This is a genomic window from Priestia sp. VA7 (assembly GCF_055710015.1).
In genome coordinates this window covers 649,491-663,930 of sequence record NZ_JBVQPN010000002.1, presented here as the reverse complement: position 1 = coordinate 663,930, position 14,440 = coordinate 649,491, and the positions used below count along the sequence as shown (strand labels likewise).

Annotated in this window: 14 protein-coding genes and 1 riboswitch; of the genes, 6 read left to right on the top strand and 8 right to left on the bottom strand. The window is 37.3% G+C overall.

The features are described from left to right. Positions 1-82: 82 nt before the first annotated feature. Positions 83-126, bottom strand: a riboswitch (PreQ1 riboswitch). A gap of 309 nt (positions 127-435) precedes the next feature. Next, positions 436-789, bottom strand: coding sequence for a hypothetical protein (locus AC0C45_RS09860; RefSeq protein WP_472928124.1), 354 nt, complete (start codon positions 787-789; stop codon positions 436-438). 207 nt (positions 790-996) lie between these two features. Here AC0C45_RS09860 and AC0C45_RS09855 point away from each other — a divergent pair, with 207 nt between their 5' ends. Continuing rightward, positions 997-1,716 (top strand): 3-ketoacyl-ACP reductase, encoded by a 720-nt coding sequence (locus AC0C45_RS09855; RefSeq protein WP_013082239.1) that lies wholly within the window; start codon positions 997-999, stop codon positions 1,714-1,716. A 65-nt stretch (positions 1,717-1,781) separates the two neighbouring features. Here the strand turns inward: AC0C45_RS09855 and AC0C45_RS09850 are convergent, their stop codons facing one another. The 3 genes from AC0C45_RS09850 to nhaC all read right to left on the bottom strand — a co-directional run bounded on the left by AC0C45_RS09850 (position 1,782) and on the right by nhaC (position 4,550). Continuing rightward, complete coding sequence (locus tag AC0C45_RS09850; protein WP_013082238.1) at positions 1,782-1,907, bottom strand: DUF6254 family protein; 126 nt, start codon at positions 1,905-1,907, stop codon at positions 1,782-1,784. A gap of 87 nt (positions 1,908-1,994) precedes the next feature. Then, positions 1,995-2,876, bottom strand: a complete 882-nt coding sequence (locus tag AC0C45_RS09845; RefSeq protein ID WP_014461062.1) for an alpha/beta hydrolase family protein — start codon at positions 2,874-2,876, stop codon at positions 1,995-1,997. A 291-nt stretch (positions 2,877-3,167) separates the two neighbouring features. Next, the gene (nhaC, locus tag AC0C45_RS09840; protein WP_472928123.1) at positions 3,168-4,550 is read right to left on the bottom strand and encodes a Na+/H+ antiporter NhaC; all 1,383 of its coding nucleotides are present in this window, start codon (positions 4,548-4,550) and stop codon (positions 3,168-3,170) included. Positions 4,551-4,969: 419 nt separating this feature from the next. Here nhaC and AC0C45_RS09835 point away from each other — a divergent pair, with 419 nt between their 5' ends. Further along, positions 4,970-7,084, top strand: a complete 2,115-nt coding sequence (locus AC0C45_RS09835) for an ATP-dependent Clp protease ATP-binding subunit (protein ID WP_472928122.1) — start codon at positions 4,970-4,972, stop codon at positions 7,082-7,084. 51 nt (positions 7,085-7,135) lie between these two features. On the opposite strand, the gene AC0C45_RS09830 is transcribed toward AC0C45_RS09835, so the two are convergent. Then, on the bottom strand, positions 7,136-7,402 hold the full coding sequence (locus AC0C45_RS09830; protein ID WP_047931154.1) for a hypothetical protein: 267 nt from the start codon (positions 7,400-7,402) through the stop codon (positions 7,136-7,138). Between the two features lie 340 nt (positions 7,403-7,742). Between AC0C45_RS09830 and AC0C45_RS09825 the strand changes: the two genes are divergently transcribed. Then, positions 7,743-9,326 carry a PAS domain S-box protein gene (locus tag AC0C45_RS09825; RefSeq protein WP_472928121.1) on the top strand — a complete coding sequence of 528 codons (1,584 nt, stop codon included), beginning with the start codon at positions 7,743-7,745 and terminating at the stop codon, positions 9,324-9,326. Between the two features lie 134 nt (positions 9,327-9,460). Continuing rightward, entirely contained in the window at positions 9,461-9,595 is a 135-nt protein-coding gene (locus AC0C45_RS09820; RefSeq protein ID WP_257063089.1) for a hypothetical protein, read from the top strand. 80 nt (positions 9,596-9,675) lie between these two features. Here the strand turns inward: AC0C45_RS09820 and AC0C45_RS09815 are convergent, their stop codons facing one another. Together AC0C45_RS09815 and AC0C45_RS09810 are read right to left on the bottom strand one after the other, a co-directional pair. Continuing rightward, entirely contained in the window at positions 9,676-11,370 is a 1,695-nt protein-coding gene (locus AC0C45_RS09815; protein ID WP_237894127.1) for a M3 family oligoendopeptidase, read from the bottom strand. A 170-nt stretch (positions 11,371-11,540) separates the two neighbouring features. Further along, positions 11,541-12,011, bottom strand: coding sequence for a MarR family winged helix-turn-helix transcriptional regulator (locus AC0C45_RS09810; protein WP_013082231.1), 471 nt, complete (start codon positions 12,009-12,011; stop codon positions 11,541-11,543). Between the two features lie 199 nt (positions 12,012-12,210). On the opposite strand from AC0C45_RS09810, the gene AC0C45_RS09805 reads away from it, so the two are divergent. Continuing rightward, a complete protein-coding gene (locus AC0C45_RS09805; RefSeq protein WP_047931157.1) occupies positions 12,211-12,978 on the top strand; it encodes a DUF4931 domain-containing protein in 768 nt (255 codons plus the stop codon). Positions 12,979-13,134: 156 nt separating this feature from the next. Further along, positions 13,135-13,866 (top strand): ZIP family metal transporter, encoded by a 732-nt coding sequence (locus AC0C45_RS09800; protein ID WP_016763389.1) that lies wholly within the window; start codon positions 13,135-13,137, stop codon positions 13,864-13,866. A 64-nt stretch (positions 13,867-13,930) separates the two neighbouring features. On the opposite strand, the gene AC0C45_RS09795 is transcribed toward AC0C45_RS09800, so the two are convergent. After that, entirely contained in the window at positions 13,931-14,170 is a 240-nt protein-coding gene (locus tag AC0C45_RS09795) for an aspartyl-phosphate phosphatase Spo0E family protein (RefSeq protein ID WP_016763388.1), read from the bottom strand. Positions 14,171-14,440 lie beyond the last annotated feature (270 nt).

Genomic DNA, 14,440 nt, shown 5'->3' with positions numbered 1-14,440 from the left:
CCAGCATACACATCAAAAAGACGCGTTGATAGAAAAGCACGTGAAAGAAGACACGCTAAAACCGTGTCTTTTGTCATCAACGATGATCTTAGTTTTTTATAGAGGGAGTTTTCGAACCTCTCCCGTACATATACAAACGTGCACGGCGTTTCTTCTTGAATTGTCATCGTATTATACCACATGCGTATAAATAATGCTATGTTTGTTGGCTTCTATCGCCTTTAGCTGCCTTATTTTTCTTTATATAAGAAAGAGCAATAAATAACGCCGGAAAACAGACGCTTAGTACAAATAAATAAAACGGCCAGTAATATTTTTCAAAATAATTGAAGTACGCTGTGTTGGGAATAATGTAATACGCCACGCCTGTAATGATTAGACCTAAAGGAAAGCTTAAAAAATTACGTATGCGTAAATTACACAATTGGACGATACTTAACTAAATGGCATAGAACACAATGACAACTTTAAAAAAGATAGATAACATCCAAAATAGTGTTCAACTTCGTCTTTTTTTACTAACCCGTCGATGTAAGCAACACCTAAAGTAAATTTTTCTTCAACCGAAATTCGAAACTCTCGTACAACTAAATCCGTGCTCTGTCCCAGTGCTTTTTTCATGCGGGATAAATTATCTCCCACCCTCTCAGATAATTTCTGCTCTTCCTGTGTAGAAGAAGCACCAGTATCCTTAGTGTCCTTAGTGTCCTTAGAGTCCTTCGATTCATCAGCTTTTTCTTTCCGCTTTTTGGATTTATTCGTTAACTCAGATAGTTTTTTTATACGCATTGTTCATCCTCCACTACATTGAACGAAAAGAAACGGAATTTCTTCTTTTTAGTCTCTATAGTTTTTGTATGAAAAGGAAATTTATACTTGAAGCCATTTTAATAATCTTTATTTTTGACATCATTTGTGCATTTCTATAGGATAGTAATGGATAATTCTTTGTTATTATGAAGAATGTTTATGCGGAACATTGAAAGGAGTCTATACATGGCACAATCACTTAAAGGCAAAGTAGCTCTTATTACAGGAGCAGGAAAAGGCATCGGTCGTTCAACTGCGATTGAATTAGCAAAAGAAGGCGTAAATATCGGTTTAATTGCTCGTACAGAGGCAGATTTAAAGGCTGTTGCTTCTGAACTAGAAGCATTTGATGTACAAGTTGCTTATGCAACAGCAGATGTTTCTTCTATGGAAGAAGTAAATGCAGCAGTTGAGCATCTACATACAAAATTAGGGGCAACAGATATCTTAATCAACAATGCAGGAATCGGTAAATTCGGAAGCTTTTTAGAGCTAGACCCAGCTGAGTGGAAACAAATCATTGATGTGAATTTAATGGGCGTTTACTACGTAACGCGCGCCGTTCTACCTCAATTAATCGAAAAAAATGGTGGAGACATTATCAATATTTCATCCACTGCTGGTCAAAAAGGTGCTCCCGTTACAAGTGCTTACAGCGCTTCAAAATTTGGCGTGCTCGGCTTAACTGAATCTCTAGCGTTAGAAGTGCGCAAACACAATATTCGTGTAACAGCTCTAACACCAAGTACAGTAGCAACGGAATTAGCGTATAAAGAAAACTTAACGGATGGCAATCCTGATAAAGTGATGCAGCCTGAAGACCTAGCAGAAATTATGGTCGCACAATTAAAATTGCATCCGCGTATTTTTATCAAATCTGCGGGCATGTGGTCCACAAATCCATAAACAAACATAGAAAAAGGAGAGCTTCAGCTCTCCTTTTTTGTGTCTTCCTTTATGTGGTGGTTACCTTATTTACGTTTAGGCGTGATTTCTTCTGATAGTTCTTCAAAAGATTTCACTTTTCCATGCGATGGGTTTTGTGATTGTTTTCGCACATTCCACTGACGCTCTTTTTGACTTTTAGACTGAGTCATTTTGCTTCATCCCCTTTTTATATGCTTACATGTAGTAGGATAAAACAAGCTGCTCTTTTCCATTCATCAAAACTACTTCCAATTTCTTTACTGCTTAGCTAAATGTATTTTAAACCATTTATCAATTTCCGCGTTATATTGATCATAATAAGCAGTTAGCGGATGGTCTCCGTTTTTGTACAGTACATATTTATATTCTTTTCCCTGCTCATCTAATTGTTTCACAAGCTTTTCAGCCTGCGTGTGGTGAACTTTACGATCATGATCACCCTGTAAAATCAAAAGAGGTGAATTTACTTTATCGCTCCAATAGACAACAGAACGACTTTTATACCTCTCTGGATACTGCGCCGGATCTCCTACAATCGTCCGCAGCACTTGTTTCATTTCAGGCCCTCTTTGATCATAGAATTGAAACATGTCTGTAATACCTGATTGTACGACAACTGCATCAAATTTAACGCCGTTTTTCATCGTTAAATACGTCATCATGCCGCCGCGTGAATATCCTAGCGCTACCTTTTGCTGGTGATTTACATAAGGAAGCTGTTCTCCCCACTTAATAAGATTTAATACGTCGTCAATATCTTTACCCCCGTACGTCTCTGTACCTTCACTTCCGCCATTTCCCCTGTATTGAGTCGCAACCACGACGTAGCCTTTACTTGCCCAATATGATAAGTACTGCAGTGTTTTTGCGCGAATCATGCCATGTTCGCGATTTCCTCCGCGATTATATACTAAAAGCGGATAATGTTTGTCTGCAATGTCTTTAGGCTGTACTAAAAACCCTTTTATCTTTAAATTATCACTAGGATACGTAATGCTATATACATCTACTTTATTTGAATAAGGCGATAATAAATTCAATTTTTCTTTATTTACATCATCACTTTCAGCTCGGTTGAAAACCGCTGTCACACCGAGCACAGCTACAGTGATTAATGCAATGATGCCCCATTTTTTCAACAGAAACCCTCTCCTCAATAAATATCTTTTCTCTTTTATAATGAGTGTTTTCATTTGGCTTTACCCTTCTTAAATGTTTGCTAAAAAGGGCATTCATCCCATCGCCAATACAGCTTATTTATCATACCGCAAAACTCAAATTTCTTCATCAATAAAGAAATAAGAATTCATCCAAATACATTAACAAGAAAGACGTATAGTAAATTGTATTATTAAATTATAGATTTGAAAAGTGGAATGATACTTTTTTTGTCGTTTTTCACCTGTCCTTTTTCCAAAAAAAAAGCCCAGTTAAGACTGAGCTTTTTTCTTGGCAATGCCAATGCCTGTATATGCTAAAATAATTGAAAAAATAGGACATAAAATGCTAAAGAATGTAAATGGAATATAGTCAGCTGCAGAAATATTTAATGCAGTTGAAATAAAAGCACCGCTGACCCCCCATGGAATAATAGCATTAATAACCGTTCCACCGTCTTCAAGCGTTCGTGATAAGTTTTTTGGATCTAAATTCCACTTTTCATACAGCGGCTTAAACGTATGTCCAGGCAAGAGAATCGATAAATACTGTTCGCCTGTAATAACGTTCACTCCAATTGAAGATAGAAGCGTAGCAAAAATAACGTCTCCGCTGCGGCGAATTTGTTTTGCTAATCCTTCTAACAAAGCATCAATAATTCCAACGGCTCTCATCAAGCCACCTAGCGACAAGGCAATCATGATAAGGGAAATAGAAAACATCATGGACTGCATTCCGCCTTTATTCACAATCGCATCCACTACTTCATTTCCTGACTCTACTGCAGGCCCGCTTTGAAGAACGCCTAGCAATTGACTCAGCGTAAATTCATGCTGTGTGATCATTCCTGTAATGATGGCCGTTACAATACCTAAAACTAACGTTGGCAGTACATCGACTCTTCTCATCGAAAAAATAAGAACTAAAAGTGGAGAAAGCAACGTTAACACATGTAAATTAAACGTATGTTTTAATGCGTCTTGAATTCCTTGAATTTCCCCGTAATTGACGCTTTCCTGATTTCCGTTGATTCCGATTACCAGTGCAATGATTGCTGTAATAACAATACTTGGAACCGTCGTCCACGTAATGTGCTGAATATGTTTAGGAAGCGGAACTTCAACGATACCAGAAGCAAAATTTGTTGTATCAGACAATGGAGACATCTTATCTCCAAACACAGCTCCTGAAACAATCATCCCCGCTGCTAGCCCTGGATGTACACCAATAGCAGTTCCTACGCCAAATAAAGCGACCCCTACCGTACTGACGGTTGTTAATGAACTTCCCGTGAATGTTGAAACTAATACGGTAATAACTAAAGCACTAATTAAAAAGTACTGGGGTGAAATCCAGTGGAAGCCGTAGGATAAAATCGTCGGTATCGTTCCTCCTACCATCCAAATCGCAATAAGCATCCCGATCAGCATTAAAATAAGGATAGGCTTAATGCCCAGTCTGACACCGTCTAAAATCCCTTTCTCCATTTCTGTCCACTTATATTTCAACAAAAAGCCAATCACACTAATAAATGCTACACCAAATATCAGCGGAATATGAGGCGGCAGCTTTAACGTAAATAATGAAACAAAAATAATAGCTAATAGCACCAAAATCACCGCTATTGATTGTATAAATGAAATTTCTTTTTTCATGAGGTATTCCCTTTCTATCTTTCTTTTCCACTTAAACGCTTTTATGCTTTTACGCAGTTAAGTGCAAACCTTCTTGAGTATAATTTTTATCCTTCTTGCTGTCAATAACTTATTTTATCCAACGGTAAGCTCTGCACTCATTTTTCCACTTTTCTTCTTATTAATATTAATTCCCTCTCCAAGCAGATCATTGTACAAAATGCCTCTTATGTTTTTACATGTATAGAACGGGTACACATAAAACACATCTTTTTTTAATGTACTACCTTTTGTACATAAGCGAGGAACTTCCTTCAAAAATTTTTTAAGCAAAAGACTTGAAAGTCAAAAAAGGTCAAAGTATAATGAAATTACGAAAGGTCAAGAAAGGTCAAACACCTGCTGATCTTCGATTAAAATCATTTAGGGAGGCTAATTAAATGATTTGTCAAAACTGTAATAAACGTGAAGCATCTATTCAATTAAATGTACAAACAAATAACCAAAAATCTCAATATCGTTTATGTCATACATGTTATCAAGCACTAATGAAAGAACATAAAATCCCATCAGGTTTTGGAGGTGGCGGCTTTATGAACATCGATGATTTATTCAATCAAATGGCGCACGAACAAGCTGCACCGGAGCAGCCACAGCAAGGAAATGGCAGCGGAGGCTTTTTAGACCAGTTCGGTCGAAACTTAACTCAAATTGCGAAAACGGGATTAATTGACCCTGTTATTGGCCGAGAAGAAGAAGTAGAGCGTGTCATTGAAATTTTAAATAGAAGAAACAAAAACAACCCGGTACTAATCGGAGAACCCGGTGTTGGTAAAACAGCTGTTGTTGAAGGGTTAGCTTTAAAAATCGCGGAAGGAAAAGTTCCTGCCAAGCTGTTAAATAAAGATGTATATCTGTTAGATGTAGCATCTCTCGTAGCTAATACCGGCGTGCGCGGTCAATTTGAAGAGCGCATGAAACAGTTAATTTCTGAGCTTCAACAGCGAAAAAACGTGATTTTATTTATCGATGAAATTCACCTTCTTGTAGGAGCTGGTTCAGCGGAAGGTTCAATGGACGCAAGCAATATTTTAAAACCAGCTCTTGCACGAGGCGAACTTCAAGTAGTCGGAGCTACAACTTTAAAAGAGTACCGTTCCATTGAAAAAGATGCGGCTCTTGAACGACGCTTCCAGCCGGTTATGGTTCACGAACCGTCTGTAGAAGAAGCCGTTGAAATTCTAAAAGGAATCCAAAGTAAATATGAAGATTATCACGGCGTTAGCTATACAGATGAAGCAGTCCGCGCTTGTGTAAATTTATCACACCGCTACATTCAAGATCGCTTCTTGCCTGATAAAGCAATTGACTTGCTAGATGAAGCAGGTTCAAAAATGAACTTACAGGCGGGCATTACAAATAAAGACGACGCGGCCGCTCGCTTAAAAGAAATTACAAAAGAAAAAGAGCAGGCGCTAAAGGATGAAAAATATGAAGTAGCAGCAAAACTGCGAGATGAAGAAGCTGCTCTTGAAAAACAACTAAACGAAGAACAGCAAAAAATGAATGTGGATATTGCTGATATTCAAGCAATTATTGAAAAGAAAACGGGTATCCCTGTTGGTAAACTTCAAGAAAATGAATCAGCAAAAATGAAGCATTTAGCAGAGCACTTAGCTCAAAAAGTAATCGGACAGCAGGAAGCTGTAGAAAAAGTAGCAAAAGCGATTCGACGTTCTCGCGCTGGATTAAAAGCGAAGCATCGCCCAATTGGTTCATTCTTATTTGTCGGCCCAACAGGTGTCGGTAAAACAGAGTTAACCAAAACATTAGCTGAAGAACTGTTCGGCTCAAAAGATGCTATGGTTCGTCTAGATATGAGTGAATATATGGAAAAACACGCGGTGTCTAAATTAATCGGTTCACCTCCTGGCTACGTAGGTCACGAAGAGGCAGGACAATTAACAGAGAAAGTACGCCGTAATCCTTATTCCATCATCTTACTAGATGAAATTGAAAAAGCTCATCCAGACGTTCAGCATATGTTTCTGCAAATTCTAGAAGATGGACGTCTAACAGATAGTCAAGGTCGCACAGTAAGCTTTAAAGACACAGTTATCATTATGACAAGTAACGCTGGTGTAGGTGAAAAGAAAATTACGGTTGGGTTTGACGCAGAAAATGACGCACTTAAACAGGCATCCGTTTTAGATTCACTTTCATCTTATTTCAAACCAGAGTTTTTAAACCGATTTGATACAATCATTGAATTTAATCATCTTGAAAAAGACAACTTGATTAAAATCGTGGACCTTATGCTTGCTGAATTAAAAGAAACATTACAAGAACAAAATATCACGCTGAGCGTAGCAGCTGAAGTAAAAGAAAAACTGGCTGAACTTGGCTATCACCCTGCATTCGGTGCTAGACCGCTCCGCCGAGCAATTCAAGAACAGCTTGAAGATCGAATTACAGACTTACTTTTAGATGACGCAGACGTATCGACAGTGAACGTAACGTTAAATGAAGCAACCGAAATCACCGTACAAAACTAATAGAAAAAGCGACTCTACTTGAGTCGCTTTTTTTTATAAAAATACTTACGTTTATTTACTTTCATCTGTTTTTTCGTCAGCACTATCCGTTGATTCTTCTTGATCATCAGATGCTTCATCCCCAGATGAATCATCTGCTTCGTCTTGCTTCATTGTTTCCTGTGAATCATCTGTAGTTGTATCCTCCGCTTGAGTATCATCCGACTGTTCTGTTTGCTGTTCTGTGGCATCTTTTTCATCCGTTTGTGAGTTGCATGCTGTGATTAACATAATTGCTAGAAGTGATCCAAATAACTTGACTAATAAACTTTTGTTCATTTTACCGTCTCCTTTCGAATCATCTGAGCCTCTATGTAGTCACCATTCATATGGCTCTACTGGCAGTATAGCCTATCCAATTAGAAAAAAGTTCATTTTTACAAGGTTATCACAAAAGCTTTACATCCCCTTCATTTCATTCATATTCCCCTCATATTTCCTTAATAGTTTATGACTAGCTGTATTCTAGATCTATCTTCCTTAGTCAAAGTACTCAATTCGGCTATTCACACAGTTGTAACTATGCTAATATGAGTGATATATCACTATATCGAGCGACTAGCTGACTATAAAGTTATTCTCCTATAAAATTATTCACCATTTAAGAAAGGGATTTTTTATGGAATCACACAACCTCATAAAAAAACGGAATTTTATTCTTTTACTTATTTTTTGGCTGCTGTATTTTGTCCACATTGTGTTATACCACTTTATTGCAGCTGATCCTCATATGATTGTTTTTATAAGCGGAGGAATTTTATTATTGGTAGTGACGGCTATGTACTACTTTCGTTTTCATCCTGCTATCATTATGTATTCTTTTTTTATATGCTATTATGCCTATATTGCGTACATCACATCTATTGAACCTGCTGTTATTAATTATTTATTTTTGTTTCTTGGAATTATTGTTAGCTTTATTTATTATAGCTATGTCGCTATTGTAATTTCTACATTAATGTCCATAATAATTGTTTTGTACTTTTATGTAAGCAACACTCTTTTTACATCTGTGACTTTCGTGAAATTAGATATCGTTTATTTCATTTTGTTTACGCTGATCACAATGATTATTTTGTTGTATTGTGCTCATTTCTCTAAAAAACTGATTGCTATTAAGACGGTCAAAATGAACAAAACCGAAGATGAACTGTACTCAGCTCAAGAGTATTTACAATCTTTTTTTACATACAATCGCGACGCCATTTCCGTGTTCAGTCTAGACGGTAAAGTGATTAAAGTAAACGATGCTTTTGAGCAAATATACGGATGGAAAGCTGAAGAAATTGTCGGAAAAGCCATTCCATTCATTCCTGCTGGCTTAAAAGGCGGCGCTGAAAGCCGATTAGAAAGGGTTAAAAAAGGAGAAAAGCTGGTAGCCTTTGAAACTCAAGATAAGCGAAAAGACGGAAAAATAATTGATGTAGAAATCACTGTTTCACCTATTTTTAATCGTGATCAGCAAGTCGTTGCGCTTTTTGGTATTTCACGCGATCTTACAGAAGAAAAAGAAACAGAAAAATTTCTTCGCCAAACCGATAAGTTATCTTTAGCTGGCGAAATGGCAGCGGGAATCGCTCATGAAATTCGAAATCCGCTTACTTCTCTGAATGGATTTATTCAGCTTATTCATGAAGACAGCAGCCGCTATCATTCTTATACAACCATCATGCTGAGCGAACTGAATCGTATTAACTCAATCGTTGGAGAATTTTTATTGCTCGCTAAACCTCATGACACGGTTATGAAAAAGCACGCATTCTCTACTATTTTAAATGACGTTATTCTTCTGTATGAATCAGAATGTGTATTAAAAAATGTCGTAGTTAAAACGCAGGTGGAAGCCCCGCATACATACATCTGCTGTGATGCAAATCAAATTAAGCAAGTACTCATTAATTTGTTAAAAAATGCGCTTGAAGCTATGCCTAGCGGAGGAGAAATTCATTTAAACGTTACTCAGCATACTAAAGATCTTACTATTTTCATTAAAGATACAGGAGTCGGCATTCCTTCACATTTGCTTACGCACATTCAAAAGCCTTTTTTTACTACGAAGCCCTCAGGTACCGGTTTTGGACTTGTTGTGATTAAAAACATTTTGTATCAGCATAAAGGAACATTTGAGATTAAAAGCACTGTTGGCGAAGGAACCAGCGTTTCCCTTACGATTCCTTTATGGGAACAAGAAATTAATCATTAAAAAAAGAGGCTGGAACAAAAGTATGTTAGTTGAAGAAAGATCCGAACAAGTTTGATTCTTAATTAAGAGTCAAACTCATTGGGATTCTTTTATTATGAGGGTGAACGTAGATTTAATCTAGGTGCTTCTAGCTGTTGATTGGGGGGCAAGGCGAAGACTCCTGCGGGGAAAGCGGAATAGGTGAGACCCCGCAGGAGCATGAGCGCCGAGGAGGCTCACCGGCCGCCCGCGGAAAGCGAAGCCTTGCACGGAAATCAACGGCGGTGTAACAAGCGATTCATACTAGATTGTTTATCCCATTTGTTCGTCTTTAGATTGGATTGATTTTGTTGTGTCTCAATCTCTTTTTTTATAGCTTTTTATCATCAATACTATTTAAATAGTTTTCAATTTCATCTACTACAGACTGCACGCAGCCCTCTTCGAATGGAGAGATCAAATTCGCTTCCTCTACTAATTCTAAAAACGGCTTACTTCCGCCAAGCTTACACAAATGAACGTAATCTTGCCATGCTTGCTCATGATTTTCTCGATCTTTTTTCCAAAATTGAAATGCACAAATTTGAGCGAGCGTGTAATCAATATAATAAAACGGAGACGTGTAAATATGAAGCTGGCGCTGCCAGAAGCCCCCGCTTTCTAGATAATGATGGCCGTCATAGTTTTTAGAAGGCATATATTTCTTTTCAATTTCTCGCCACGTTTGTTTTCGTTCCGAAGGCGTCATCTCAGGACGTTCGTATACAGCATGCTGAAATTCATCTACCGCTACCCCGTAAGGTAAGAAAGTTAAGCCTGAGCTTAAATGAGAAAACTGGTATTTATCTTTGTCTTCTTTAAAGAACAACTCCATCCAAGGCCATGTAAAATACTCCATGCTCATCGAATGAATTTCAGCTCCTTCATGCGTAGGCCAGTGATACTCATTGGTTTCCATATCTCGGCTGGAATACACTTGAAAAGCATGCCCTGCTTCATGCGTTAACACATCAATATCCCCTGATGTTCCATTAAAATTTGAAAAAATAAACGGTGCTTTGTATTCTTCAATAAGCGTACAGTAGCCTCCGCCTGCTTTGCCCTTTTTAGCGACTAGATCCATCAAATTATTTTCAAGCATAAATGAAAAAAATTCGTCCGTCTCTTTAGAAAGCTCCTTATACATAACTCGTCCATTTTCAATAATCCACTTTTCATCACCTTTTGGCACTGCGTTTCCTGTTTCAAACTGAAACGGTTCATCATAATAAGTTAAGCTCTCTACTTGAATTCTTTCCTGCTGACGCTTTTTTAGTTTTTCAGTAAGGGGAACAATATACTCTTTTACTTGTTTGCGGAAAGCGGCAACCATTTCAGCATCGTAGCCTATTCTAGACATACGAGCATAGCCCACTTCTACGAAATTTTTATAGCCTAATTTTTCAGCAAGCTTGGTCCGCACTTTTACAAGTTTGTCATAAATATCATCAAATTCCTCTTCATGATCGGTAAAAAATTGAAATTTCGCTTCTGCTGCTTTTTTTCTCATTCCTCGATCAGGTGACTCCATAAACGGATCAAGCTGAGCTAACGTTCTTTCTTCTCCTTCAAATACAATTTTAGCTGACGCCACTAGTTTCGTATATTGAGACGATAGCTTATTTTCTTCCTGAAGCTCTTTTACTATTTCCGGAGAGAACGTTTTTAACTGCATTTCAGCAAGAGAGAACAGCTGCTTGCCCCACTTTTCTTCTAGTTGCCGTTTAAAAGGCGAAGAGATTAACGCTTTGTAAAATTTCTCTACATATCCTTCTAAAAGCGGCTGTGTTTCATCAAAATAGTCTTGTTCTTCTTTATAAAATTCATTCGCTGTGTCGATAGAATGACGAATATAGCAGATGTTCCCCATTGTGCTGTACTGGGAATACGCATCATTTGCTAAACGAATTGCCTCGTTTTGCTGACTGACTGACGCTGCTTCCGTAAAATGTGTAATGGCCTTTTCAAATTGCTTTTCAATTTCATTCATATCAGGTCGCGTATATGTATAATCTTCAAATTTCATCATTTGTTCTCCTTCCTCTATTGTCTGTATGTAACCTAATTCGTTTTTATCCAGCTGTATTCCTGTTAATTTCAATTTTTTGTCACTTTTTATTTTTATGTCGATTGGTCATGAAAGAAGTCATAGAAAAAAACTCGTTTGTTCAACAGAAACAAACGAGCTTTCCTTAATTAATTAGTCGATTCCGGTAAAAATTCATCTGCATAGTGCCCTAGTTTCTTAAGCATCGAAATGGCAACTTCCTTTTCTTCGCTAGATAAAACGGATAAAATATCATGAATTCTTTTTTCGTGACTCGGAAACATGCTTTCAATCATTTCCTTACCTTGCTTGGTGATAGCTGCATAGGTTACGCGACGATCGTTCGGACAAGCAACGCGCTCTAAGAAGCCTTTTTTCTCAAGCTTGTCTACTACATACGTAATACTGCCGCTTGCGAGTAGAATTTTTCCGCCAATTTGCTGCAGAGGCTGCTGGCCTTTGTGGTACAATAACTCTAGGACAGCAAATTCGGTTGGATTCATTCCATGCTGTTGAATAAATTTATGCACATGATCATTAATTGAACGATTGGCACGAGATAGTACAATAAATAATTTAAGAGATTGGTCTAACTCTTCTCTAGTTACATCATTCGTCATTTTAATCAGTTCCTTTAATATTATCTTGATATCAAGATAATACTAAAATTTCCCTTCAAAGTCAATCAAAGCAGGCTTATTTCATCGGTTATTCTCTCCGCTTGTACAATTTTTTTGATAAAAAATGTATATAAGTGGATTTATACATATGCTTTTAATACAATAAACATATGACCATTACATAAAAAGGTGAATGATTATGAAACCAACCCATTTATTATTTAATTCCGCGATTGGTTCACAAAAGCCTGAAACAATCGTTAACCGGCAAAATCCCTGTCCCTTTTGCGATGTAGAATCTCTTACAGGCATTATTGAAAAACAAGGACCTATCATTTGGCTGAAAAATAAGTTTCCCGTTCTGCAAGATGCTTATCAGACGGTTATTATTGAGACCGATGAATGTTCTTCGGAGCTATCTATTTATCCAAAGGAACATCTGTACACCTTGCTGAGCTTCGCTACTGAACGATGGATATCTATGATGAACAGCGGAGAATATGCTTCTGTTCTTTTCTTTAAAAACCACGGCCCTATGTCCGGAGGATCATTACGACATCCTCATATGCAAATTATTGGTTTAAATGAGATGGATGTAAATGAAAATGTGAAGCTAGAGCAGTTTGAAGGAGTCACAATTGCCCAAAATGAACACGTCACATTTAATTTATCTGTAAAACCTAGAATGGGCTTTTTTGAATTTAACGTGATAACGGATCAGCTTGACAAAGAGCTGCACGCATTTGCAGATTATCTTCAAACGGCTGCTCACTATTTATTAAATCATTTTCATCGTAGCTGCACGAGCTACAACTTATTTTTTTATAATCTTAAAAACGGCAAAATTGCGGCGAAAATCATTCCTCGCTTTGCCACATCTCCTTTGTATGTAGGATATGGCATTCCTCAAGTTTCCAATAAGCTTGAGCACATTGCTAACCAAGTTCAGGAGCTGTACTTTACCTAAAAAGTTGAACCTTCACTGGTTCAACTTTTTTGTAAGGTTATTGCATAAAGCTATTCACTTTTAAAATAGTCATGCTCATAGAAACCAAAAAAACATACACTAAAAGAACGATGTGAATTGAGGATAAAAAGAAGAATACGTAAAAGGAGACGGTTTATGACTGAGGTCCTAATTGGAAGCATTCTTTCTGCGCTATCGACTGGAGTAGGCGCTTTGCCTATTCTGTTTTTGAATCAAGAACTCACTCATCGCTGGAAAGATATACTTCTTGCGCTCACTGCAGGTATTATGACAGCAGCTTCTACTATGAGCTTGATTCCAGAATCTCTTCAAAGTGGCGGTTTTTTTTCCTTAGCCATTGGCTTACTGCTTGGAGTTGTAACATTAACACTCTTGGAGCAGAATATTCCTCACATTGATCTTGAGCATTCTAAAACCGGCATTCAGTTTGATGAAAAAGCACTTTTAATTGTTTCCGCTATTACTTTGCATAACCTTCCTGAAGGACTGTCTGTTGGGGTTAGCTACGCTTCAAATGTTGAAAATACAGGGAACTTAATTGCCCTTGCAATCGGTCTTCAAAATGCACCTGAAGGACTGTTGGTCGCGCTATTTTTAGCTCAGCAAAACATCAGTAAAATAAAAGCATTTTTAATTGCTACCCTTACAGGCTCCGTTGAGATTGTAACGTCTTTACTCGGGTTTTATTTAACTAATTTTGTTGATTCTCTCGTTTCATATGGATTAGCTTTTGCTGCTGGAGCCATGCTTTTTATTATTTATAAAGAGTTGATTCCAGAAAGCCACGGCGATGGAAACGAAAGATTTGCTACTTATTCGTTTATTTTTGGTATTTTGTTTATGATCTTTTTAATTAACATTTTTTAAAGGTGAAGAGAGGCCACGGGCAGCATGATTGTTTTACTGCCCGATCCCGAATGCTTGTCCTGTATTACAGCTTTGAAAAAGATAAAAAGCGGCTAATCAGTGTGGCAAACGATGTCTTTTCTTCCTCTTCTTTTAAACGCTTCTTTTGATAAACGAGTAAGAGCTGATCAAGCTCTTGACTACAGGTAACGGTTTCTTCATTAGTCAAACCTTTTTCTTCTCCGAGCTGCACCATCTTTTGTCTTTTTTGGACGATTTCTACTAATAATCTCTCTGATTTCGTTCTATTTCTCACTCCAAACACAAAATCCTCTCCTATGACAAAGAAATTAGCTTATAACGCATTATTACAAATTCTACTAAATATGTAAATAGAGTCGCAATAATAGACATTTTTTTTGCAAAAAAATTATTTTGTCGGAATTTAAAAACGCTTACATTACTATAGGAATACCATTTATCTTTTTTTTACAACTTGTTTTTCGACAAAAGATGCTGCTTGTCGAATCGAAAAAAGATTAAAAAATAACGAAATCAATACAATCTAAAAACGAACAAATAGGATACATGAGCC